General features: G+C 62.5%; 23 protein-coding genes. 19 read left to right on the top strand and 4 right to left on the bottom strand.

Annotated elements, in window-relative coordinates; all coding sequences use genetic code 11:
* Positions 1 to 32 precede the first annotated feature (32 nt).
* Positions 33 to 608, top strand: coding sequence for an acetolactate synthase small subunit (ilvN, locus tag FJ970_RS15690; RefSeq protein ID WP_140758083.1), 576 nt, complete (start codon positions 33 to 35; stop codon positions 606 to 608).
* A gap of 11 nt (positions 609 to 619) precedes the next feature.
* On the opposite strand, the gene FJ970_RS15695 is transcribed toward ilvN, so the two are convergent.
* The gene (locus FJ970_RS15695) at positions 620 to 1009 is read right to left on the bottom strand and encodes a metalloregulator ArsR/SmtB family transcription factor (RefSeq protein WP_140758082.1); all 390 of its coding nucleotides are present in this window, start codon (positions 1007 to 1009) and stop codon (positions 620 to 622) included.
* Between the two features lie 186 nt (positions 1010 to 1195).
* Between FJ970_RS15695 and FJ970_RS15700 the strand changes: the two genes are divergently transcribed.
* From FJ970_RS15700 to FJ970_RS15745, 10 genes are all read left to right on the top strand, one after another.
* Positions 1196 to 2143 (top strand): acyl-CoA desaturase, encoded by a 948-nt coding sequence (locus FJ970_RS15700; protein WP_140758081.1) that lies wholly within the window; start codon positions 1196 to 1198, stop codon positions 2141 to 2143.
* 154 nt (positions 2144 to 2297) lie between these two features.
* On the top strand, positions 2298 to 2894 hold the full coding sequence (locus FJ970_RS15705) for a LysE family translocator (RefSeq protein ID WP_140758080.1): 597 nt from the start codon (positions 2298 to 2300) through the stop codon (positions 2892 to 2894).
* Positions 2895 to 3142: 248 nt separating this feature from the next.
* A complete protein-coding gene (locus tag FJ970_RS33800) occupies positions 3143 to 3286 on the top strand; it encodes a hypothetical protein (protein ID WP_321575678.1) in 144 nt (47 codons plus the stop codon).
* On the top strand, positions 3283 to 3603 hold the full coding sequence (locus tag FJ970_RS15715) for an addiction module antidote protein (protein WP_140758079.1): 321 nt from the start codon (positions 3283 to 3285) through the stop codon (positions 3601 to 3603). Before FJ970_RS33800 ends, FJ970_RS15715 begins: the two co-directional genes overlap by 4 nt.
* A gap of 331 nt (positions 3604 to 3934) precedes the next feature.
* Entirely contained in the window at positions 3935 to 5203 is a 1269-nt protein-coding gene (locus FJ970_RS15720) for an efflux RND transporter periplasmic adaptor subunit (RefSeq protein ID WP_140758078.1), read from the top strand.
* Positions 5200 to 8361 (top strand): efflux RND transporter permease subunit, encoded by a 3162-nt coding sequence (locus FJ970_RS15725; RefSeq protein ID WP_140758077.1) that lies wholly within the window; start codon positions 5200 to 5202, stop codon positions 8359 to 8361. Before FJ970_RS15720 ends, FJ970_RS15725 begins: the two co-directional genes overlap by 4 nt.
* Before the next feature lie 80 nt (positions 8362 to 8441).
* Positions 8442 to 9047: a nitrile hydratase subunit alpha gene (nthA, locus tag FJ970_RS15730; RefSeq protein WP_140758076.1), complete on the top strand. Its 606-nt coding sequence runs from the start codon at positions 8442 to 8444 to the stop codon at positions 9045 to 9047.
* Positions 9044 to 9703 carry a nitrile hydratase subunit beta gene (nthB, locus tag FJ970_RS15735; protein ID WP_140758075.1) on the top strand — a complete coding sequence of 220 codons (660 nt, stop codon included), beginning with the start codon at positions 9044 to 9046 and terminating at the stop codon, positions 9701 to 9703. The genes nthA and nthB overlap by 4 nt, the downstream gene beginning before the upstream one ends.
* Positions 9690 to 10058, top strand: a complete 369-nt coding sequence (locus tag FJ970_RS15740; RefSeq protein WP_181178466.1) for a nitrile hydratase accessory protein — start codon at positions 9690 to 9692, stop codon at positions 10056 to 10058. Before nthB ends, FJ970_RS15740 begins: the two co-directional genes overlap by 14 nt.
* A gap of 136 nt (positions 10059 to 10194) precedes the next feature.
* The gene (locus FJ970_RS15745; RefSeq protein ID WP_140758074.1) at positions 10195 to 11322 is read left to right on the top strand and encodes an ATP-dependent DNA helicase; all 1128 of its coding nucleotides are present in this window, start codon (positions 10195 to 10197) and stop codon (positions 11320 to 11322) included.
* Positions 11323 to 11346: 24 nt separating this feature from the next.
* On the opposite strand, the gene FJ970_RS15750 is transcribed toward FJ970_RS15745, so the two are convergent.
* On the bottom strand, positions 11347 to 11775 hold the full coding sequence (locus tag FJ970_RS15750; RefSeq protein WP_140758073.1) for an STAS/SEC14 domain-containing protein: 429 nt from the start codon (positions 11773 to 11775) through the stop codon (positions 11347 to 11349).
* Between the two features lie 161 nt (positions 11776 to 11936).
* Between FJ970_RS15750 and FJ970_RS15755 the strand changes: the two genes are divergently transcribed.
* The 4 genes from FJ970_RS15755 (at position 11937) to FJ970_RS15770 (ending at position 17837) form a co-directional block, all read left to right on the top strand.
* Positions 11937 to 12677, top strand: coding sequence for a pyridoxine 5'-phosphate synthase (locus tag FJ970_RS15755; RefSeq protein ID WP_140758072.1), 741 nt, complete (start codon positions 11937 to 11939; stop codon positions 12675 to 12677).
* A 95-nt stretch (positions 12678 to 12772) separates the two neighbouring features.
* Positions 12773 to 14686, top strand: coding sequence for a potassium transporter Kup (locus FJ970_RS15760; RefSeq protein ID WP_140758071.1), 1914 nt, complete (start codon positions 12773 to 12775; stop codon positions 14684 to 14686).
* 152 nt (positions 14687 to 14838) lie between these two features.
* Positions 14839 to 16758, top strand: coding sequence for a potassium transporter Kup (locus FJ970_RS15765; RefSeq protein ID WP_140758070.1), 1920 nt, complete (start codon positions 14839 to 14841; stop codon positions 16756 to 16758).
* Between the two features lie 38 nt (positions 16759 to 16796).
* On the top strand, positions 16797 to 17837 hold the full coding sequence (locus tag FJ970_RS15770) for an SDR family oxidoreductase (RefSeq protein ID WP_140758069.1): 1041 nt from the start codon (positions 16797 to 16799) through the stop codon (positions 17835 to 17837).
* Positions 17838 to 17871: 34 nt separating this feature from the next.
* Here FJ970_RS15770 and FJ970_RS15775 read toward each other — a convergent pair whose 3' ends face one another.
* Entirely contained in the window at positions 17872 to 18762 is an 891-nt protein-coding gene (locus FJ970_RS15775; RefSeq protein WP_140758068.1) for an SDR family oxidoreductase, read from the bottom strand.
* A gap of 135 nt (positions 18763 to 18897) precedes the next feature.
* On the opposite strand from FJ970_RS15775, the gene FJ970_RS15780 reads away from it, so the two are divergent.
* Positions 18898 to 19308, top strand: coding sequence for a winged helix-turn-helix transcriptional regulator (locus FJ970_RS15780; protein WP_140758067.1), 411 nt, complete (start codon positions 18898 to 18900; stop codon positions 19306 to 19308).
* A 50-nt stretch (positions 19309 to 19358) separates the two neighbouring features.
* Here the strand turns inward: FJ970_RS15780 and FJ970_RS15785 are convergent, their stop codons facing one another.
* Positions 19359 to 20096 carry a glutathione S-transferase family protein gene (locus tag FJ970_RS15785; RefSeq protein WP_140758066.1) on the bottom strand — a complete coding sequence of 246 codons (738 nt, stop codon included), beginning with the start codon at positions 20094 to 20096 and terminating at the stop codon, positions 19359 to 19361.
* A 101-nt stretch (positions 20097 to 20197) separates the two neighbouring features.
* On the opposite strand from FJ970_RS15785, the gene FJ970_RS15790 reads away from it, so the two are divergent.
* From FJ970_RS15790 to ilvC, 3 genes are all read left to right on the top strand, one after another.
* On the top strand, positions 20198 to 20650 hold the full coding sequence (locus FJ970_RS15790; RefSeq protein ID WP_140758175.1) for a MarR family winged helix-turn-helix transcriptional regulator: 453 nt from the start codon (positions 20198 to 20200) through the stop codon (positions 20648 to 20650).
* A gap of 148 nt (positions 20651 to 20798) precedes the next feature.
* Positions 20799 to 21452, top strand: coding sequence for a TetR/AcrR family transcriptional regulator (locus tag FJ970_RS15795; protein WP_140758065.1), 654 nt, complete (start codon positions 20799 to 20801; stop codon positions 21450 to 21452).
* 134 nt (positions 21453 to 21586) lie between these two features.
* On the top strand, positions 21587 to 22606 hold the full coding sequence (ilvC, locus tag FJ970_RS15800) for a ketol-acid reductoisomerase (protein ID WP_140758064.1): 1020 nt from the start codon (positions 21587 to 21589) through the stop codon (positions 22604 to 22606).
* Positions 22607 to 22646 lie beyond the last annotated feature (40 nt).

Genomic DNA, 22646 nt, shown 5'->3' on the forward strand with positions numbered 1-22646 from the left:
GATAATTAGGTCCAGAATTTGAGATTCATGTCATGAACGCACAGCACCTTCAACCCACCGGGTCCGCCTACTTCATCGCCAAGGAGACGGAGAGGCCGGAAAACCACACGCTTTCCGTGCTGGTCGATAACGAACCGGGCGTGCTTGCCCGGGTCATCGGCCTGTTTTCCGGGCGCGGCTACAATATCGAGAGCCTGACTGTCTCGGAGACCGAGCATGAAAAACACCTGTCACGTATCACCATCGTGACGCGCGGCACGCCGCATGTGCTGGAACAGATCAAGCATCAGCTCGAGCGCATCGTGCCGGTCCACCGCGTCGTCGATCTCACCGTGCGTTCGCACGAGTTCGGGCAGGAGCGGCCGCTGGAGCGGGAACTGGCGCTGGTCAAGGTTGCCGGCACCGGCGAGGCCCGGGTCGAAGCGCTGCGCCTGGCGGACGCCTTCCGCGCCAGTGTCATCGACGCCAACACCGAGCATTTCATCTTCGAGATCACCGGCAAGGGCTCCAAGATCGACCAGTTCATCGCCATCATGAAGCCGCTCGGCCTGGTCGAGATCTGCCGCACCGGCGTGGCGGCGATGAACCGCGGCTCGCAGGGGATGTAGGCCGACACGGATCAGTCCTCGGGTTTTGCCGATGGGGCCTCGACCTTGCCGCTGGCCAGGGCCTTGCTTTCCCTTTTCAGCGGCCGCGACACCGGGCAGACATCCTGAACGAAGCCGTTCAGGGTGTTCACCAGATTGTTCTCGACCAGCGAGTAGTGGATGAACTGTCCCTGACGCTCCCTGGCGATGAGGCCGGCCGTCTCCAGAATGTTCAGGTGCTGCGAGATCGATGGCTTCGACATGTCGAAGCGCGCCGCGATCTCGCCCGCAGTCAGCGACGAGTGGGCGAGGTAGGCGAGAATCCTGCGCCGGGGCGCCGACGACAGCGCCTCGAACACACGCTGGATCGCCCCGCTGCCGCCGATGCCGGCCTCAGCCTCCTGTTCTGCTTTCTCGACCACTGTGCGCACCTCGTAATCGCAGACATCGTCGAGACGCCTGCCGGTATTTTCCCGAACGTCATTTAGACTATTGCCTAAATACCTAATCCGGCATAATAGATGATTAGCTTATTGCCTAAATACTGGCCGGGACGCCAAAAGGCAAGGCTGTGGTTCGGAAAATGTTCATGCGAGGAGGGGTTCCCGATGAAGACCATATCCACGGGCAGAATGATTTCTCGACAAGACAGCGACGCACGCGATGGCAGGGTTGTCTGGATGCCGGCCAAGTCGATCTGGGTCGGCGCGATGACGATTGTCGCCATCGTGTTCGGACCGCTTACCTTCAGCTGGAGCGCCTTTCTCCTGTTCGTCGTCACGAGCGCGGTGACCATCTGCGCCGGGCATTCGGTCGGCATGCACCGGCTGCTCATCCATCGCTCCTTCAAGGTCCATATCTGGATCGAACACGCGCTGGTCTATCTCGGCGTGCTGGTCGGCATGGCCGGCCCTTTCGGGATGATCCATGCGCATGACATCCGTGACTGGGCACAGCGCCAGACGGCTTGCCACGACCTGCATGCGCACCGCCGGCCGTTTTTCATCGACGCTTTCTGGCAGATGCATTGCGCGGTCGTCTTGCGCGATCCGCCCGATTTCGTCATCGAGCCGTCGATCAGGAATGACCGGTTCTACAAATTCCTGGAACGCACATGGATGCTGCAGCAGCTGCCATGGGCCGTTCTGTTCTTGGCTGTCGGCGGCTGGAGCTGGGTCGTCTGGGGCATCGCGGTGCGTGTTTCGGTATCCCTCACCGGACATTGGCTGGTCGGCCATTTCGCGCATCGAGGCGGGGACCAGGGATGGTGCGTGGACGGCGTGGCGGTGCAGGGCTACAATCTGCCACGGTTCGGATTGGTCACGTTCGGCGAGAGTTTTCACGGCAATCATCACGCCTTTCCCGAATCGGCGCGGCTCGGCCTGGAGCGGGGGCAGATCGACCTTGGCTGGATCTTCATCCGGGTTCTTGCCGGCCTCGGTCTCGCTCACGGCGTAAAGCTGCCGGAGAATACGCCAAGGCGGAAGGGGTTGCGCCGGCTACGCGGCAGGGAGCAGGGCATGGCTGTCGTTGACAGGCGGTTGCCGGCTTCATGATCATGGGCAGCCAGCGGCCGCGAGTGGACCAACGGATTGCTGTTGCGGCAGGTGCTTCGGGTATCTAAGTCAATATTGCTGACCTTCCTGTTTTTACGCAATTTCGGATGGAAAACCGCTACGCACTTTTCCTGGAATTGCGCTAGTGAGCCCGATGTCACTCGATGCATTCCTCGCACTGCTCGTCTATGCCTTCGTGACGTCGATCACGCCGGGGCCGAACAACCTCATGCTGCTGGCCTCCGGCGTCAATTTCGGACTGGTCAGAAGCGTGCCGCACCTGCTCGGCATCAGCATCGGTTTTCTCGTCCTGTTGCTCGCCGTCGGCTTCGGGCTTGGCGCGGTGCTGACCGCGTTCCCGACGCTGCACACCGGGCTGAAGATAGCCGGCGCCGTCTATCTGCTCTACCTGGCCTGGAAGATCGCGATGTCACGCTCGCTTGGCGGCAAGGGTGAGACGGATACGCGGCCGATGCGCTTCATCGATGCGGCGGCTTTCCAATGGGTCAATCCCAAGGCCTGGGTGATGGCGATCACCGCGATGGCCGTCTACACCAATCCGGAGCGGCCGTTCCTGTCCGTCGTCCTGATTGGCATGGCTTTCACCGTGGTCAATCTTCCCAGCGTCTCGGTCTGGGCGGGATTCGGTACGGCGTTACGCGGTTTCCTGTCCGACCCGATGCGGCTGAAATGGTTCAACATAGCCATGGGCGTGCTGCTGGCGGCGACGCTTTGGCCAATGCTGCGGTAAGTTAAGGCCTTCAGGCGCGGCACGCACAAAGCGGGGGCATTCTGTAAACTCTGGTTCACATCCATTTTGACCATTTGTGAACTATGGATTACAAAGCGATCCATGATCGAAGTCCGGAAAACAGCTGAATTCGCCGGCTGGTTCAAGTCCCTCAAGGATGTCCGCGCCAAGGCTCGCATTCAGATTCGGATCGATCGTGTCGAGCTTGGCAACCTTGGCGATGCCAAGTTTTCGATGGCATCGGCGAATTGCGGGTCGACCATGGTCCGGGCTATCGCATCTATTTCGTCAAGGCGAGCAACACGATCATTATCCTGCTCTGCGGCGGCGGCAAGTCATCACAAAAGGCTGACACCAAGAAAGCCATCGGCATGGCGAAGGAGGTCAAATGACCATCGAAACCACCAAATGGGACGCTTCAGAATTCCTCGACAGCGAGGAGGAAATCTTCGCTTATATCGAAGCGGCCTTCGAAGACGGCGATCCCGCCCTTATCACCCATGCGCTCGGCAACGTGGCCAGATCTCGGGGCATGACATCCATTGCCAAAGACGCTGGCGTGACACGTGAGGCGCTGTACAAGGCTCTAAGCGACAAGGGCGATCCCAAACTTTCAACCCTGCTCGGCGTCATGAGGGCACTCGGGCTCAGATTGACGGCGGAGGCCGTACCAAAGGACAATCATGCCGAGGCACGCCTCGCAGGCTAGTTAGCCATAAAAGCGACGTAACCAACGTGGCGCCCGATGGCTTCGACGAGATGGCTTGCCAAGTAACTCACGGCATGAAAGCCCCCAAAGCCGGCCTGGTTGAGGCCGGACGAAAGTGCGTGATCTCGTCTCACGACGCTGAATGTGTCCCATCGGCCCGGCTGCACAACTATTGTGCAGTGCACATTAAATCTTCGTAATGCCGTGTTTTGGCCCTTTTCCGACAAACCCGCGTCCTATCTATTCGGCGAAATCGCGGCAATGAGCCGTGAATTGCGCTAGAATACGACCACCTGGCTATGGCGTGTCGGACGGAGAGGTCTTTTTGTCGATGCGTGGAAAAGTCATTCTATTATTGCTTGCGGTCGCATGTGTCGGCGCGGCCTGGCTCTATCTGTCGCCAGACGCGCTGAACAAGGCACGGCAGATCATCGGCGCAAAGCAGGTCGCCGCGACAGACAAGCCGGCGGCCGACAAGCCGGCAGGCGGCAAACAGTCCGGTGGCGGCGGTGGCGCCCGTTCGGCCTCGATCGTTTCGGCGACGGCAACGACGGCCGACTTTCCGATCCGCCGCTATGCCATCGGCTTCGTCTCCTCTCCGGCCGTGGTCAACATCAACGCGCGCGTCTCCAGCCAGATCGTGTCGATCGACGTCAAGGACGGGCAGATGGTGAAGGCAGGCGACCTCCTGTTCTCGCTCGACGACCGGGCGCTGAAGGCTCAACTCGCCAAGGACCAAGCAACACTTGCCAAGGACCAGGCGCTGCTCGCCAGTTCGAGTTCCGATCTTCAGCGCGCCAAGGACCTTGTCGCCAAACAGGCCGGTACGCAGCAGACTTACGATCAGGCCGTTGCCGCGCAGAAGGCGGCGGCGGCGACCGTCGATGCCGACAAGGCGACGATCGACGCGGACAATGTCCAGCTTGGCTTTGCCACCATCACCGCGCCGATCGCCGGCAGGCTGGGTGCCGTGAATGTCGCCGTCGGCGACCTCGTGACTGTCAGCAATGGCAACAGCAGCACGGCGACGCCGCTGGTGACCATCACCCAGATGGACCCGCTGCAGGTCAACTTCAATCTGCCGGAAAGCGACCTTGCGCTGCTGCACAAGGCGCTTGCCAATCCACAGCAGAACGCCGTGACGTTGACCCAAAGCGGCGACCCGACGCCGATCGGCAAGGGCACGCTCGATTTCGTCGATTCCAGCGTCGACACCGCGTCGGGCACAATCGCCACACGGGCAAGCATTCCCAATGCCGATCTTTCGCTATGGCCCGGCCAGTATGTGAACGTCGTGCTCGACGCCGGCGTCATGCCGCGGATGACCTCGGTTCCGACCGTCGCGGTCCAGCCCAGCCAGAAGGGGTCGTTCGTCTATGTGGTCAAGCCCGACAACACCGTCGAGATGCGGCCGGTGCAGGTGGCGCTGACCGAAGGCCAGAACAGCGCCATCAGCCAAGGGCTGAAAAGCGGTGAGAAGGTCGTCACCGAAGGCCAGACAAGGCTGAAGGACGGTGCGGCGGTGCATGAAGGCAAGGCCACGGCGAATGCCGCGCCCAAGGTGGCCGAGGCGACCAACGCCGGCGAGGCGGCCCAATGATTTCCGAATTCTGCATTCGCAGGCCCGTCGCAACGCTGCTGATGTCGTTCGCCCTCATTCTGGGCGGTATTTTCGCTTACAAGTTCCTGCCGGTGGCGGCACTGCCGAGCGCGGAGTTCCCGGTGGTCAACGTGTCGGCACAGCTGCCTGGTGCATCGCCGGAAACCATGGCCACATCCGTGGCGACGCCGCTGATCAAGCAGTTCGCGACCATCGCCGGCATCGATTCCATTTCGACCACCAACTCGCTCGGTCAGACTTCGATCGCCATCCAGTTCGTGCTCAACCGCGACATCGACGCGGCCGCGGCCGACGTCCAGGCGGCAATCGCGCGCACGCAGCGGCAACTGCCGCCGGAGATGACGGCCCCGCCCAGCTACCGCAAGGTCAATCCGGCCGACGCGCCGATCCTTTTGATGTCGCTGGTCAGCGATACGGTCCCGCTGACGGATCTCGATGCTTTCGCGGAAAATGTCATCTCGCCTTCGCTTTCGACGATCGATGGTGTGGCGCAGGTTTCGATCTATGGCCAGCAGAAATATGCGGTGCGTGTCCAGATTGATCCGACCGCGCTGGCGGCGCGCGGCATCTCGATCGACCAGTTGCAGACGGCGATCGCATCCGCCAACAGCAACACGCCGCTCGGCGTGCTGCAGAACAACAAGCAGCAGCTCACCATCACCGCCAACACCCAGCTCACCAACGCTGCCGGCTTCTCCAACCTCATCATCGCCACCAAGAACGGCCATCCCGTGCGGTTGGGGGAGGTGACACGTGTCATCGATTCGGTTCAGACCACCACGACGGCGAGCTGGTATGATGGCACCCGCGCCATCATCCTCGCAGTCCAGCGCCAGCCCGACGCCAACACGGTCGACGTGGTCGACAAGGTCAAGGCGATGCTGCCCTCGTTCCAGGATCAGATGCCGGCAGCTGCCTCGATCAAGCTTCTCAACGACCGCTCGACATCGATCCGCCAGGCCGTCAACGACGTGCAGTTCACGCTGCTTCTGACCATCGCGCTGGTGGTGATGGTGATCTTCGTGTTCCTGCGCCGTGTCACCGCGACGATCATTCCTGCGGTGGCGGTGCCGATTTCGCTGATCGCAACGCTCGGCGCGATGTTCCTGTTCGGCTTTTCCATCGACAATATCTCATTGATGGGCCTGACACTGGCGGTGGGGCTCGTCGTCGACGACGCCATCGTGATGCTCGAGAACATCTTCCGTCACATGGAAGAGGATGGGCTGTCAGCGTTCGACGCGGCGCTGAAAGGCGCGCGCGAGATCGGTTTCACCATCATCTCGATCTCGATCTCGCTGGTGGCTGTGTTCATTCCCGTGCTTCTGATGGGCGGTGTGATCGGGCGCATCTTCAACGAATTCGCCGTCGTGGTGACCGTCGCGATCCTGGCGTCGATGTTCGTGTCGCTGACGCTGACGCCCATGCTTTGTTCGCGGCTGCTGTCTGTCAGCAAGGCCGACCGTGAGGCACATGGCGGTGGCCACAGGCATGATCTTTTCACACGCAGCTATGACTGGATTTTGACCTTCTGCCTGCGGCACACCTTCCTAGTGTTTCTGGTCTTCATCGGAACGGCTGCACTGTCGGTATGGCTGATCCAGATTTCTCCAAAAGGCTTTTTCCCACAAGAGGATATCGGCCAAGTGTCGGTGACGACGATTGCCCGGCAGGACATTTCCTTCGACGCCATGGTCAAACTGCAGAGCCAGGTTGCCGATGTCTTCTCGCATTCCCCATACGTAACACATGTGGCCTGGTCAGTCGGCGGTGGGGGCAGCGCCCTCAATCAGGGCCGTCTCTATGTGCAGCTCAAGGATAAGAGCCAGCGCCCCGACATCGAGAAGGTGCAGGCCGATCTGAGGCGGCAGCTTTCCAGTGTGGCCGGTATCGAAACTTACATGCAGCCGGTGCAGAACCTCAGGCTCGGTTCGCGTTCCTCCGCCAGCGCTTATCAGCTTGTCGTGCAAGGCCTCGATACGGCGCAGGCCGATATCTGGGCGCAGAAGATGGACGACGCCATGGCGGCGGACCACGCGACCTTCACCGACGTCACCAGCGATCTGCAGAACAATGCGCTGCAGGCAACGCTGGTGGTCGACCGTGACAAGGCCGCCCAACTCGGCATCGACACCGATACGCTGCGTTCAAGTCTCTATGGCGGTTTCGGCACCGCACAGGTCTCGACGATCTTCGGTTCGGCCGACAGCTACGAGGTCGTCATGGAGCTCGATCCGCAAATCGAATGGTCGCCGGAGCGGATGCTGGCCATTCAGGTCAGGACGGCGAGCGGCAGGTTGGTGCCGCTTGGCGCCTTCGCCCGGGTCGATCGCACGGCTGGAGCTTTGACCGTCAACCAACTCGGTCAGCTCCCGGCGGTGACGATCTCCTACAATCTGCCGCAAGGCGTGGCGCTCGGCGACAGCGTGACGCGCATCAACGCGATCAAAGAGCAGATCGGCATGCCGAAGGCGATCTCGACCACTTTTGCCGGCACGGCCAAGACCTTCCAGGATTCACTTGCCAACCAGGGCCTGCTGATCGGCGGCGCGATCCTGACCATCTATATCGTGCTCGGCATCCTCTATGAGAGCTTCATCCACCCGCTCACCATTCTCACGGGCCTGCCATCGGCGGTGTTGGGAGCGCTCGTTGCGCTGCGCTTCGCCGGCATGGACCTGTCGGTCATCGCGGTGATCGGCATCCTGATGCTGATCGGCATCGTCAAGAAGAACGGCATCATGATGGTCGACGTCGCGCTCGAACTGCGACGAGAAGGCATGTCGGCCACGGACTCCATCCACAAGGCCTGCCTGATGCGGTTCAGGCCGATCATGATGACGACGCTGGCGGCACTGATGGGCACGTTTCCGATCGCGCTCGGTACCGGCGCCAGCGCGGAACTTCGCCAGCCGCTGGGCGTAGCCGTCGTCGGCGGCCTGCTCGCCTCGCAGGCGCTGACGCTGTTCGTGACGCCGGTGATCTACGTCTATATGGAGAACTTCTCCGGCTGGCTCGTCGGTCTCTTGCCAAAGCGCAAGGGTGAGATGCATCTGGTCGAAGAAGGCGATCAGCCTTCGCTGTTCGGCACCAATGACGACATCCCGGCTGAGCCGCAGAAGACGGCCGCCGAGTAGCAGGGCAGGCAAGACGCCGGCCCCCGTTGGCCCAAGCCATGGAGCTTGCGGCCGGCGGGTCGGAACCGTAATTTGCCGTCATGTCCCACGATCATGACCATGACAACGAACTCGATCCGTTTGCCGCCCGGGTGCGGGCGCTCGAAACCATCCTGACCCGCAAGGGGCTGATCGATCCGGCCGCGATCGACGTCATCGTCGATACCTACGAGACGAAAATCGGCCCGCGCAACGGCGCCAGGGTGGTGGCCAAGGCGTGGAGCGATCCCGCCTTTGCCGAGTGGCTGAAGCGCGATGCGACGGCGGCGATCGAATCGCTGGGCTATAGCGGGCGCCAAGGCGAGCACATGCAGGCGGTTTTCAACACCGGGGATACCCACAACCTCGTCGTCTGCACGCTGTGCTCCTGCTATCCCTGGTCGGTGCTTGGCTTGCCGCCGGTGTGGTACAAGGCGCCGCCCTACCGGTCGCGGGCGGTGATCGATCCGCGCGGCGTGCTCGAGGAATTCGGGCTGGTGCTGCCGGCCGGGACGAAGATACGCGTCTGCGATTCGACGGCGGAACTGCGCTATCTCGTCGTGCCGATGCGGCCCGAGCGCACCGAAGGCTGGAGCGAGGAGCGGCTGGCCGAACTGGTCAGCCGCGATGCGATGATCGGCACCGCTCTGGCGAGGCAACCGGCATGAACGGGCCGCAGGATCTCGGCGGACAGATGGGATTCGGCCCGATCTCGCCCGAAAAGGATGAACCCTATTTCCATGCGGAATGGGAGAGGCGGGCGCTCGGCGTGACGCTCTGCGCCGGCGGCATGGGGGCCTGGAACATCGACGAGAGCCGGCACGCGCGGGAATCGCTGCATCCGGCCGACTATTATGGCTCGAGCTACTATCAAATCTGGATCAAGGCGCTGGAGACCCTGCTCAAGCGGCACGGCTTCGTCAGCGAGCGCGACCTCAGGGCAGGCGAGGCGATCGATCCGGCGGCGACCCCGAAACGGGTGCTGAAGGCCGAGAATGTGCCGGCCGTTCTGGCCAAGGGCGGTCCTTGTGACCGGCCGGTCGAGACAGCGCCGCGCTTCAAGGCCGGTGATTCGGTGCGAACCAAAAACATCAACCCGACCGGTCATACCAGGCTGCCGCGTTATGCGCGGGACAAGCAGGGCACGATCGAGGCGGTGCGCGACGGCTTCGTCTTTCCCGACAGCAACGCGCATGGGCAGGGCGAGAATCCGCAGTGGGTCTATACCGTGGTTTTCGATGGCACGGAAATCTGGGGCGAGAGCGCCGACCCGACACTGACCGTCTCAATCGACGCCTGGGAGAGTTATCTTGAGCCGGTCTGAGGCGAAGAAGGGGCCCGCCGCCAGTTTGCCCGCTGGCCTCGACGCACCGGTTTTCGCCGAGCCATGGCAGGCCGAAGCGTTCGCCATGACGGTGGCGCTGCACGACAAGGGCCTGTTTTCGTGGGGCGAGTGGGCGGATGCCCTGTCGGCCGAGGTGAAGAAGCCAGGTGCCGCGGCGGACGGCCATGATTATTACGAGCATTGGCTGGCGGCGCTGGAAGGGCTGCTTGCCTCCAAGGCGCTGGCCGCCAAGCCCGATGTCGATTCGATGGCGCAGGCCTGGGAGCGCGCCGCGCATGCCACGCCACATGGCAAGCCGATCCTGCTGGAGAACGATCCGCGCGCTGCCAGCTGAAGTTGCGCGGCTGCTTTTTTCGTTCCCTTTACGTTCTTGCTTGCGGCTGATAGCCTGAACCGCAGTCGCCACCGGCTGTGTCGATGCTGGTGGCGGCTATCTTGCCTTTGCCTTGCGAATCCGGTCACACGATCAGATGGAATTTTCACCCCAACAAGATGAGGCGCTGCAGGCGGTCGCCCGCTGGCTGAAGACCGGCAAGCCGCAGTTGTTCCGGCTTTTCGGCTATGCCGGGACCGGAAAGACGACGCTGGCGCGCTATTTTGCCGAGCATGTCGACGGCCAGGTGCAGTTCGCCGCCTTCACCGGCAAGGCGGCGCAAGTGCTGCGCTCCAAGGGCGCGGTCAACGCCCGCACCATCCATTCGCTCATTTACCGGCCCAAGGGCGAGGAATCGGTAGCCGACGAGGTGACCGGCAAGACCTCGATGTCGCCGACCTTTTCGCTCAACCGGCAGAGCCCGATCTCGCGCGCGAAACTGGTCGTCATCGACGAATGCTCGATGGTCGACGAGCAGCTTGGCCGCGACCTGATGAGTTTCGGAACGCCGATCCTGGTGCTGGGCGATCCCGGCCAGTTGCCGCCGATCTCGGGCGGCGGCTTCTTCACCGATCACGAGCCCGACTTCTTGCTGACCGAAATCCACCGGCAGGCGCGCGACAATCCGATCCTGCGGCTGGCGCTCGACGTGCGCGAGGGCCGCGAATTCATGCGCGGCGACTATGGCACCGCGCAGGTGATCGGCAAGGAAGACGTCAACCAGGAACTGGTGCTGAGGGCCGACCAGGTGCTGGTCGGCACCAACCGCACGCGGCGGCGCTACAACCAGCGCCTGCGCGAACTGAAAGGCTTCAATGCCGATTACCCACAAGCGGGCGACAAGCTGGTGTGCCTGCGCAACGATCCGGCCAAAGGCCTGCTCAACGGCTCGCTGTGGAAGGTGATGACGGCGTCGCGCGAGACGGTGAAGCCCGGCATCAACCTTCTGGTTTCGCCCGAAGAGGACGATCCGGATCGCGGCGTCGCCAAGATCAAGCTGCTCAAGGCGGCGTTCGAGGATCCGGACGCCGAAATCCCCTGGCAGCAGAAAAAGCGCTTCGACGATTTCGACTATGGCTATGCGCTGACGGTGCACAAGGCACAGGGCTCGCAGTGGAACGAGATCGTGCTGTTCGACGAAAGCTGGGCCTTCAAGGAAACGCGCCAGCGCTGGCTTTACACGGCCATCACCCGGGCCGCAGAACGACTGACCATCGTCAGATAGAAGCGGGGAGACGGAAACCGCGTTTCATTGTTTTTCTGGAGCGGGTGTGGCCTCCTCACTCGTCGGCTGCGCGCCGAGCCATTCCCAGGCAGCAGCTTCGTCCTCGAGCTTGAAATACCTGAATTCGACGGGCGACGAATCGGGCAAGGCGCGTCGCGCGTTCGACGTCCAGTCAGGGGCGCCGATCGCCGCGCAACGGCCAATATGTTCCAATGCCTGGACGGCACCCTTCTTGATGGTCTCATCGGAGATATCCGCCCAGTCGACGCCCTCGTGATCGATTATGCGCACGGCCACGTCGATTCTCTGATGGAGCAAATAGGCCGCCTCCAGCAGGCCGAACAGGTTCTCGGCATCCGCAGCCGAGACATGGCCGACCACATCGATGGCAAAGAGGTCGTCGCGGCTGGTGTCGATGCGGCGAATCGCCGGCACGGATTGGAGGAAATTCAAGGTGGAACCTCCCTTTCGCGGAATATGTTGGTCTTCTGGAACACCGGAAAGGCCCTATCTGTTCCCGTCAAAGACGCTATAGATGCGCCGTTTCAAAATGCGTCGCGCCGAAACGAATGAGCGTGGCGCGCCTCGATCGCCTGTTTCACGGACGCCAAATCATGCCCGCCAAGCTTTCTGTCAACCTCAACGCCATCGCCATGCTGCGTAACCGGCGCGACCTGCCATGGCCAAGCGTGATCGGTGTCGGCCGCCTTGCCCTTGCCGCCGGAGCGCATGGGCTGACGGTGCATCCGCGCCCCGACGAACGTCACACCCGGCATTCCGACCTGCCCGAGATCAGGGCGCTGATCGACGATGAGTTCCCGCAGGCGGAATTCAATATCGAGGGCTACCCAAGCGAGGATTTCCTGGCGCTCGTGGAAAAGCACCAGCCCGAACAGGTGACGCTGGTGCCTGACGATCCCGCGCAGGCAACCTCCGACCATGGCTGGAACTTCGTTGCCGATGCGGCGTTCCTGACGCCGATCGTCAAGCGTCTGAAGAAGGGCGGTTTCAGGGTCTCGCTGTTTTCCGACGCGGATCCCGCCGGCATAGGGGCCGCGCGCGACACGGGCGCCGATCGTATCGAACTCTATACCGGCCCCTATGGCAGCTACCATTCCGATTTCGCTAAAGCGGCCAAGGAATTGGAAAGGTTGGGGAGAACCGCTGACGCGGCATTTGCCGCCGGCCTCCAGGTCAATGCCGGGCACGATCTGACGGTGGCCAATCTGCCTGATCTGGCAAGGCGCATTCCGGCATTGGCCGAAGTGTCGATCGGACATGGGTTGACAGCCGACGCGTTGGAGTATGGCATGGCCGGCACAGTGGGTCGGTTTCTCAGCGCTTGCGGCTGGTAGGGGTAATGCTTCGTATTGGTATGGCAGCCATCGCGTGCACTTGATATCGTATCGCAGCATGCATAGAGCAACGCGCGCTTTTCGGAGAGTGGTCGATGGCCCTTGCCAATAGCGGGAGCGAGGCTGAAACCGTCGAGCAGTCGAGCCATTCGGAGGTCGAGCAGCACAGTACCAAGGTCCTGATGCTGGGCGCGCTCGGTGTCGTCTATGGCGATATAGGCACAAGTCCGATTTACGCTTTTCGCGAGGCGCTTCACGCCTCAGCCGGCATCGATACGCGCGTTCACGTGCTTGGCGTGCTGTCGCTTATCGTCTGGGCGCTGACGATCATCGTAACCATCAAATACGTCGCCTTCGTGCTTCGCGCCGACAACAAGGGCGAAGGCGGCACGCTGTCGCTGATGTCGTTGGCACGCAGCGCCTATCCCAAGGGCGCCCGGCTGATCCTCGTGATCGGTCTTTGCGGCGCGGCGCTGTTTTTCGGCGATTCGATCATAACGCCGGCCATCTCGGTGCTGTCGGCGGTCGAAGGCCTGACGGTGGTGACCCCGAAGCTGGACGCCTATGTGGTGCCGATCACGCTGGTCATCCTTGCCATCCTGTTTTCCGTGCAGCGCTTCGGCACGGGAAAGGTGGCGGCGGTGTTCGGGCCGGTGACGGCGCTGTGGTTCCTGGCCATCGGTGTCGCGGGCCTCTGGCACTTGATGGATGATCCATCGATCCTGCTGGCCATCAATCCCTATTACGCGGTCGCCTATCTGGCCAGCACACCCACCGCCGCCTTCGTCACTGTCGGCGCTGTGTTCCTGGCTGTAACCGGGGCCGAGGCGCTCTACGTGGATCTCGGCCATTTCGGACGCAAGCCGATCGTGCTGGCATGGTTTTCCGTGGTTTTCCCCTGCCTGCTGCTCAACTATTTCGGGCAGGGCGCCTTTGTGCTCGCCAATGACGGAAAACCGACCAATCCATTCTTCCAGATGCTGCCCGACTGGGCGCTGATGCCGATGGTGGGACTTGCAACGGCCGCGACGGTCATTGCCAGCCAGGCGGTCATTTCGGGTGCTTTTTCGCTGACCCGGCAGGCGGTGCAGCTCAACCTTCTGCCACGTATCGAGGTCCAGCATACCTCGGAAATGCAGTCCGGGCAGATCTATATGCCGCGCGTCAATCTGCTCATCGCGTTGGGGGTGATGCTGCTGGTGGTCGGTTTCGGCAGTTCGAGTTCGCTGGCATCCGCCTACGGCATCTCGGTGACCGGCGAAATGCTGATGACGACGATCCTGCTGTTCGTGGTGATGCGCAAGATGTGGAAATGGAGGCTGGCGCTCGCCCTGGCGCTGACCTTGCTGTTCGGCATCATCGACAGCGGCTTCTTCCTGGCCAATGTCGTGAAGATCGTGGAAGGCGGCTGGGTCTCGATCACCGTTGCCTGCCTGATGGGGCTGATCATGTGGACGTGGATACGCGGCAGCCGCTATCTCTTCGACAAGACCCGCCGCAACGAGATCCCGCTCGATTTCCTCGCCGGCAACCTTTTGAAGAAAAAGCCGCAGCTGGTCTCGGGCACCGCCGTATTCCTGACCAGCGATCCGCTCAGCGCGCCGACCGCGCTGATGCACAGCCTCAAGCACTACAAGGTGCTGCACGAGCAGAACGTCATCCTCTCGGTGGTGACGGCGCCCCAGCCCGTCGTGCCCGACAGCGAACGCGTCAAGATGGAGACGGTCAACGAGCTGTTCATGCGGGTGACGCTGACTTTCGGCTACATGGAACAGCCCAACATCCCGCGCGCGTTGGCGATCTGTCGCAAGCAGGGCTGGAAGTTCGACATCATGACGACGTCCTTCTTCCTGTCGCGGCGCTCGCTCAAGGCTTCGCCCAATTCCGGCATGCCCGTGTGGCAGGACCGGCTGTTCATCGGCCTGGCGCGCTCGGCGGCCGATGCGACGGAGTATTTCCAGATACCCACCGGCCGCGTCGTTGAAATCGGCACGCAGGTCGCCATTTAACAGACACGCGCTTGCCGGGCCGCGGGTCTGCCCTCCGCGAGAAGTCGCCCCGCAAGAGCCGCGCGCTGCCGACATGAGTGCCATAACGCTACGGCACTTGATATTGCACTGCAGCAAGCGTAGAGCACCGCGCGTTTATCGGAGTGTCGTGCATGGCCCTTGCCAATGCTGGTAGTGAGGCAGAACCCGTCGACCAATCGAGCCATCCCGAAATCGAGCAGCACAGCACCAAGGTGTTGATGCTGGGCGCACTCGGCGTGGTCTATGGCGATATCGGCACCAGCCCGATCTATGCGCTCCGGGAGGCGTTGCACGCTTCGTCCGGCAGCGATGTCGCGACCCGTGCCGATATTCTCGGCGTGCTGTCGCTGATCATCTGGTCGCTGACTATTACCGTCACGGTAAAGTACATCATGTTCGTGCTGCGTGCCGACAACCGCGGCGAGGGCGGCGTGCTGTCGCTGATGGCGCTGGCCCGCGGCAGTTTTCCGAAGCGCTCGGCGGTGATTCTCGGCATCGGCATCGTCGGCGCCTCGCTGTTTTTCGGTGACGCGGTCATCACGCCGGCGATTTCGGTGCTTTCGGCGGTCGAGGGCATGAATGTCGTCACCCCCACTTTCCAGCCCTATGTCGTGCCATTGACGCTGGTCATCCTCGCCGTGGTGTTTGCCGTCCAGCGCTTCGGTACCGGCGGCGTTGGGCTGGTGTTCGGGCCGGTGACCGCGGTGTGGTTCCTGGCCATCGGTCTATCCGGCATCAATCACATCATCGTCGATCCGGAAATCCTGTGGGCCGTCAGCCCGCACTATATCGTCGCTTTCCTGATCAATTCGCCCGACGTCGCCTTCGTGACGGTCGGCGCCGTCTTCCTTGCCGTGACCGGCGCGGAAGCGCTCTATGCCGATCTCGGCCATTTCGGCCGCAAGCCGATCGTGCTTGCCTGGCTGGCGATCGTTTTCCCTTGCCTGCTGCTCAATTATGCCGGGCAAGGCGCCTTCATACTGGCGAATGGCGGCGTGGTCGGCCATCCGTTCTTCGAGATGAACGGGGGTTGGACGCTGATCCCGATGGTGGTGCTGGCGACGGCGGCTACCGTCATTGCCAGCCAGGCGGTCATTTCAGGGGCTTTTTCGCTGACCCGGCAGGCGGTGCAGCTCAACATGCTGCCGCGGCTGGAAATCCTGCACACATCGGAAAAGCAGTCCGGCCAGATCTACATGCCGCGCGTCAACCTGCTGCTGGCCCTGGTGGTGATGATGCTGGTGGTCGGCTTCGGCGAGTCCAGCAAGCTGGCCTCCGCCTACGGCATCTCGGTGACCGGCAACATGCTGGTGACGACGGTGCTGCTCTATGTCGTCATGACCCGTATCTGGAAATGGAAGCTGTCGCTGGCGATTCCGCTGACGGTGCTGTTCGCCTTCATCGACATCGGCTTCTTCGCCTCCAACATCGTCAAGGTGTTCGAAGGCGGCTGGGCGTCGCTGGTCGTGGCCTTCACCATCGTGCTGGGCATGTGGACCTGGGTGCGCGGCAGCCGCTATCTGTTCGACAAGACCCGCCGCAACGAGATCCCGCTCGATTTCCTCGCCGGCAACCTTTTGAAGAAAAAGCCGCAGCTGGTATCCGGCACTGCGGTGTTCCTGACCAGCGATCCGCTCAGCGCGCCGACCTCGCTGATGCACAGCCTCAAGCACTACAAGGTGCTGCACGAACAGAATGTCATCCTTTCGGTGGTGACCGCCCCTCAGCCGGTGGTGCCCGACAGCGACCGCGTCAAGATGGAGACGGTCAACGAGCTGTTCATGCGGGTGACGCTGACCTTCGGCTACATGGAACAGCCTAACATCCCGCGCGCGTTGGCGATCTGCCGCAAGCAGGGCTGGAAGTTCGACATCATGACGACGTCCTTCTTCCTGTCGCGGCGCTCGCTCAAGGCTTCGCCCAATTCCGGCATGCCGGTATGGCAGGACAGGCTGTTCATCGGCCTGGCGCGCACGGCGGCGGACGCCACTGAATATTTCCAGATCCCGACCGGACGTGTGGTAGAAATCGGCACACAGGTGGCGATCTGACGAGTTCGATCGTCTCGACCTGAATGGGGAGGGCTGAGATGAGCGGCGAATTGGTGCTTGTCACCGGCGGATCGGGTTTCCTTGGCGCGCACTGTATCCTTGCCCTGTTGAAGGCGGGCTATCGCGTGCGCACGACGGTACGCTCCGCCAAGCGCGAAGCCGACGTTATCGCCATGCTGAAGGCCGGCGGCGCTGAGCCGGGCGACAGGCTCTCCTTTGCCATCGCCGACCTCATGAGCGACGCTGGCTGGCCCGACGCCGTCGCCGGCTGCGACTATGTCCTGCATGTCGCGTCACCGTTCCCGCCCGGCGTGCCCAAACACGAGGACGAGCTGATCGTTCCGGCCCGCGAAGGCGCTTTGCGTGTGCTCAAGGCTGCACGAGACGCCGGCGTCAGGCGCGTCGTGCTGACGTCGTCCTTCGCGGCCATCGGCTATGGCAAGATGCCGCCCGACGGCCGGCCCTTCACCGAGGAGAGCTGGACCGATCCAACGGCCAAGGTCAGCGCCTATGTGAAGTCGAAGACGCTCGCCGAGCGCGCGGCTTGGGATTTCATCGCCGCCGAGGGTGGCAGTTTGGAGTTGGCGGTCGTCAATCCGGTCGGAATTTTCGGGCCTGTCCTCGGATCAGACCATTCGACGTCCACCGAATTTGTCCAGCGCATGATGAACGGTGCCATGCCGGGATTGCCGCGCCTGTCCTTCGGCGTGGTCGATGCGCGCGACGTGGCCGACCTGCACGTGCGCGCCATGACCAATCCCGCCGCCAAGGGCGAGCGGTTTCTGGCCGTCGCTGGCGATTTCATGACGGTGCGGGCGATCGCGCGGACTGTGAAGACGCGGCTCGGCGCCGCCGCCTCGCGGGTCTCGACGCGGGAGCTTCCCGATTGGCTTGTGCGGGCGGTGGGGCTGTTCAACGCGGAAGCCGCGCAATTGGTGACGGAACTCGGCAAGGTCAAGAACGCCACCAACGCCAAGGCCGTGCGCATGCTCGGCTGGGCGCCGCGCTCGCGCGAGGACGCGCTGGCCGCCACCGGAGAAAGCCTGATCCGGCTTGGGTTGGTCAAAACCCCGAAATAGCGCGGCGGGAGAAAGACTTCCCGCCGCGCGCGTTTCAGTCTGCCAGTGCGGCCTTGTTGGCCTCGAGGAACTGCTTCAGCGGTACCGACTTCCGACCGGAAAGCTTTTCGACGGAGTCCGTCACCATGCCAAGGTCGCCGGCGCGCGTGGCAGCATCGAAGGATACGAGAAGCCGGGCGATGGGCTCGGGAAGGCCCGCGCCTTTCATCCCCTCGGCCAAGGCCTCGTCCGAAAGCTGAATGACCTGGATCGGTTTGCCGGTGACTTCGGTAACGAGTGCGGCGACTTCGGCTGATGTATAGGCCCTGGGTCCGGTCAGTGTGTAGGTCTTGCTTTCGGTCGCGTCCGAAGCCAGCCCCGCCGCAATGGCCGCGGCGAGGTCGTCACGCGCGCCATAGGAAATGGCGCCGTCGCCCGCGGACGTATACCAGTGGCCCGAGGCGAGGATCTGCGGCACCGCCATGAACAGGTTCTCGTCATACCAGCCATTGCGGAAGATCGTGTAGGGGATGCCGCTGGCCTTGATCGCCTGTTCGGTGTCGTAATGGTCGGGCGCGAAGAGCACCGGTGAACCCGGCTCCGTGTTGGGCAGCGAGGTGTAAAGCAGGTGGCCGACGCCGGCCTTGCTGGCCGCAGCGACCGCCGCGAGCTGCTGTTCGCGGCGCTTTCCCTGGATCGCCAGCTCGTTGGTCGAAATGATCAGCGCCCGGTCGGCGCCGGCGAAGGCTTTGGCAAGCGAGGCCTGATCGTCGAAATCGGCCTCGCGAACGGTGACGCCGCGCGCCGACAGGTCGGCAAGATTGGCGGGCGTGCGGGTCGTGGCGATGATCCGGGCCGCCGGTATCTCGAACGTGTCCAGAAGATGGTTGATGACGCTGCGGCCGAGCTGGCCGGACGCGCCGGTGACGAGAAGAGTTGCGGTCATGGAGGATCCTGACATTGCGCCGGAAGGGCGGTTCGGGTGGCGGTCTCAAAAAGAGACCAGCACTAAAATAGGAATTGACCCACCGCCGTAAAGAAGGCAGTTTTTCGGGAGGTAGGCACACGCAGGGAACCAGCCATGGACAGCCGGACCGTCAATCTGAAATCCAAACTCGAAGTCTACAAAGCGATGACCGACGGCGGAAACATCGCGGATTGCCCGGTCCGCGACGTCATCCAGGGACTCAATGGCAAATGGAGTTCGCTGTTGACGGCGGCCCTTGCCGAGCAGCCCTATCGCTTCGGCGAGCTGCGGCGGCTGGTTCCCGATATCTCGCAGCGCATGCTGACCCAGACGCTCTACGATCTGCAGCGCGACGGCTATGTGCATCGCGAAGTGTTTCCAACCAAGCCGCCCAGTGTCGAATACAGCCTGACCGACCTTGGGCGATCGATGTTCGACGCTTTGCAGTATCTGTTGCAGTGGGCTGAAAACAACCACGACGCGGTGCGCGACGCGCGCACTGCCTTCGACTCGACACAGGCTTGAGCAGACGCGGTTCCTGGCTTCGATGGTGGCCGGCACGGTGATCGATCCGTTCAGGCGGGCTGGGCTTGCCGAAGCGCGGTGGCCGGATCGCCTTGCCGAATGAGACTCGAGAGAAAAGACTCCTTCGCCCGCAGGAAAGCATGCAGGCGCTGCGGATAGTCGGGCGCGACGGCGCCCTTGATCGAGGTGCGTTCGCTCAACGCCTCGCGCCAGGCTTGGACAAGCGGCTTGCCGTCCAGGATGCCGAAATCGCCGATGCGGTCGAAGGCGTCGAGGTAGCGAAAGACCGGACCGTAAACTGCATCGACGAGTGAAAAGCGGCTGCCAGCGAACCATGGCCTGCTCCGCAGGGTATCGTCAGCGAGTTCAGCCTCAAGGCGGCCAAACATCGCCGACAGCGCACTGGACTCGGCGAGGAAGCCGGCCTCGCTCGGCGCTGAATAGAACCGGCCGATGGCGTTGAGGATGGCTGAGCCGTACTCGATCCAGGCGCGGTGCCGGGCGCGGGCATAAGGGTCGGCCGGGTGGAGCGGATTGGCCTGTGTTTCCTCGAGGAATTCGAGGATGACCGCGGATTCGAAGATCATCGTCTCGTCGCCATTTTGCCGTACGCGCAGCAGCGGCACCTTGCCGAGCGGGGAGATCACCTTGAACCAGTCCGGCTTGTTGGCGAGGTCGATGTCGACGCGTTCGAACGGGACGCCCTTCTCGGCCAACGAGATCGCCGCACGCTGGACATAGGGGCAAAGGGGGTGGCTGACGAGACTGAGGGTGTCGGGATGCCGCATGGGGATGTGCCTCTCGATATCGATGCAATTGCATCTATGTAGATGCGCTTGCATTGATCGTCAAGCTTGATGCAATTGCATCTATCTCTTATGGTGCAGCCATGACAGAGATGCCTTCGCCGGATGCAATCAAGGTCTGGGCCCGCCTGATGCGGGTTTCGCGCCAATTGATGGAACGCGCCGAGGAGGCTCTGAAGGAGGGCGGCCTGCCGCCGCTTCCATGGTACGACGTGCTGCACGAGCTTGCCGAGGCCGGCGAGGGCGGCTTGCGCCCGTTTCAATTGATCGAGCGCACCCTTTTTGCGCAATACAACATCTCGCGGCTGTTGGCCCGGCTCGAGACCGACGGTCTGGTCGAAAAACTGCCGGTGGCCGATGACGGGCGTGGGCAAACCATCCGCATCACGGCCAGGGGACGTGAGACGCGCCGCCGGATGTGGGCGGTCTACGGACGTTCGATCGCCGAACTGGTGGGTGCCAAGCTTTCATCGGATGAGCTGAGCATGATCTCGGAACTGCTTGGCCAGCTGCGCCATCCGCCCGCCGCGGACTGAGCACGCGCATGGCGCGGCCGCGCGGGCATCGGCAGATATTTTCTTCTTTGCCCTTGCGCCGATCTTCGGATTGCGCAATATGCCGAACCGTAACGTACGGTACGGCAGGCCATATTCATCGACCTGCTTCGGGTGCCGAGGGAAGAACGTGTTGCACAGCGTGCCCGACATCGACAACAGCGAGACGCTGACGGAGCGGCAGCAGGCCGTCCTGGATGCGGCTTTGCGGTTGCTGGTCGAGGACGGCGACAACCTGACCATGGCCGCCGTCGCGCGGCGAGCGAGCTGTTCGAAGGAAACGCTCTACAAATGGTTCGGTGACCGCGACGGCCTGCTGACCGCGACCGTGCAGTGGCAGGCGTCCAAGGTGCGTGTGGCGCAGGTCGACGGCAAGGGGCTCGACCTTGTCTCGCTGGCGGCGAGCCTGGAGCGCTTTGCCCGCGACTGGCTCAAGGTCATTTCAAGCGATACCTCGATCGCGCTCAATAGGGTGGCGGTCGGTCATGCGGGTTCGGGTAAGGACAATCTCGGCGCCGTCGTGCTGGAGAATGGGCGCTTTGCACTGGCCAAGCGGTTGAAGCCGGTGCTGGAGGCCGGCCGGCAGGCCGGGCTCGTTGAATTTGCGGATGCCGAGACGGCGTTCCGTACCTTTTTCGGGCTGGTTGGCCGGGATGTGCAGATCCGTCTGCTGCTCGGTGACCGGCTGGAATTGACTGAGGCGGCGATCGGCGGCGATGCCATCCGCGCGACGCAACAGTTTCTCGCTCTTTTCGGAGCAAAAACCGGGCCTCAAGGCCCATAGAGCCGGATGATTTCAGGTCAAATCGACCTGAAATCTGAATCCGGCTCTACATCAAGAGATGGAGCATGATGTCGTCCGAAAACCGCTTCACACTTTTCGGCATCATGCTCTCTTCAAAACGGGAAGGAAGTAAAATGCGTGTCTATTACGATCGTGATGCCGATCTCAACCTGATCAAGGGCAAGAAGGTCGCCATCATCGGCTATGGCAGCCAGGGCAGGGCGCATGCGCTCAACCTCAAGGATTCCGGCGCCAAGGAGATCGCCATCGGCCTCAAGGCCGGCTCGGCGACCGCCAAGAAGGTCGAGGCCGACGGGCTCAAGGTGATGAGCGTCGCCGACGCCGCCAAATGGGCGGACCTGATGATGATGGCGACGCCCGACGAATTGCAGGCCGACATCTACAAGAACGAAATCGCGCCGAACATCCGCGACGGTGCCGCGATCGCCTTCGCTCACGGCCTCAATGTGCATTTCGGCCTCATCGAGCCGAAGTCGACCGTCGACGTCGTCATGATCGCGCCGAAGGGCCCGGGCCACACGGTGCGCGGCGAATACCAGAAGGGTGGCGGCGTGCCGTGCCTGGTCGCCGTCAACCAGGACGCCTCGGGCAATGCGCTCGACCTCGCTCTGTCCTACGCCTGCGGCGTCGGCGGCGGCCGTTCGGGCATCATCGAGACCAATTTCCGCGAGGAATGCGAGACCGACCTGTTCGGCGAGCAGGTCGTTCTGTGCGGCGGCCTGGTCGAACTGATCCGCGCCGGCTTCGAGACGCTGGTGGAAGCCGGTTACGCGCCGGAAATGGCCTATTTCGAGTGCCTGCACGAGGTCAAGCTGATCGTCGACCTGATCTATGAAGGCGGCATCGCCAACATGAACTATTCGATCTCCAACACCGCCGAGTGGGGCGAATATGTCTCGGGTCCGCGCATCATCACCGCCGAGACCAAGGCCGAGATGAAGCGTGTGCTGAAGGACATCCAGACGGGAAAATTCACCTCGGAATGGATGCAGGAATACCGCGCCGGCATGTCGCGCTTCAAGGGCATCCGCCGCATGAACGACAGCCACCAGATCGAGGAAGTCGGCTCCAAGCTGCGCGCGATGATGCCGTGGATTTCCAAGAACAAGCTGGTCGACAAAGCCAAGAACTGAACGATCCAGGCCCGACCAATAAAACGGCGCCGCGAGGCGC

Source organism: Mesorhizobium sp. B2-1-8, from assembly GCF_006442545.2.
GTDB lineage: Bacteria > Pseudomonadota > Alphaproteobacteria > Rhizobiales > Rhizobiaceae > Mesorhizobium.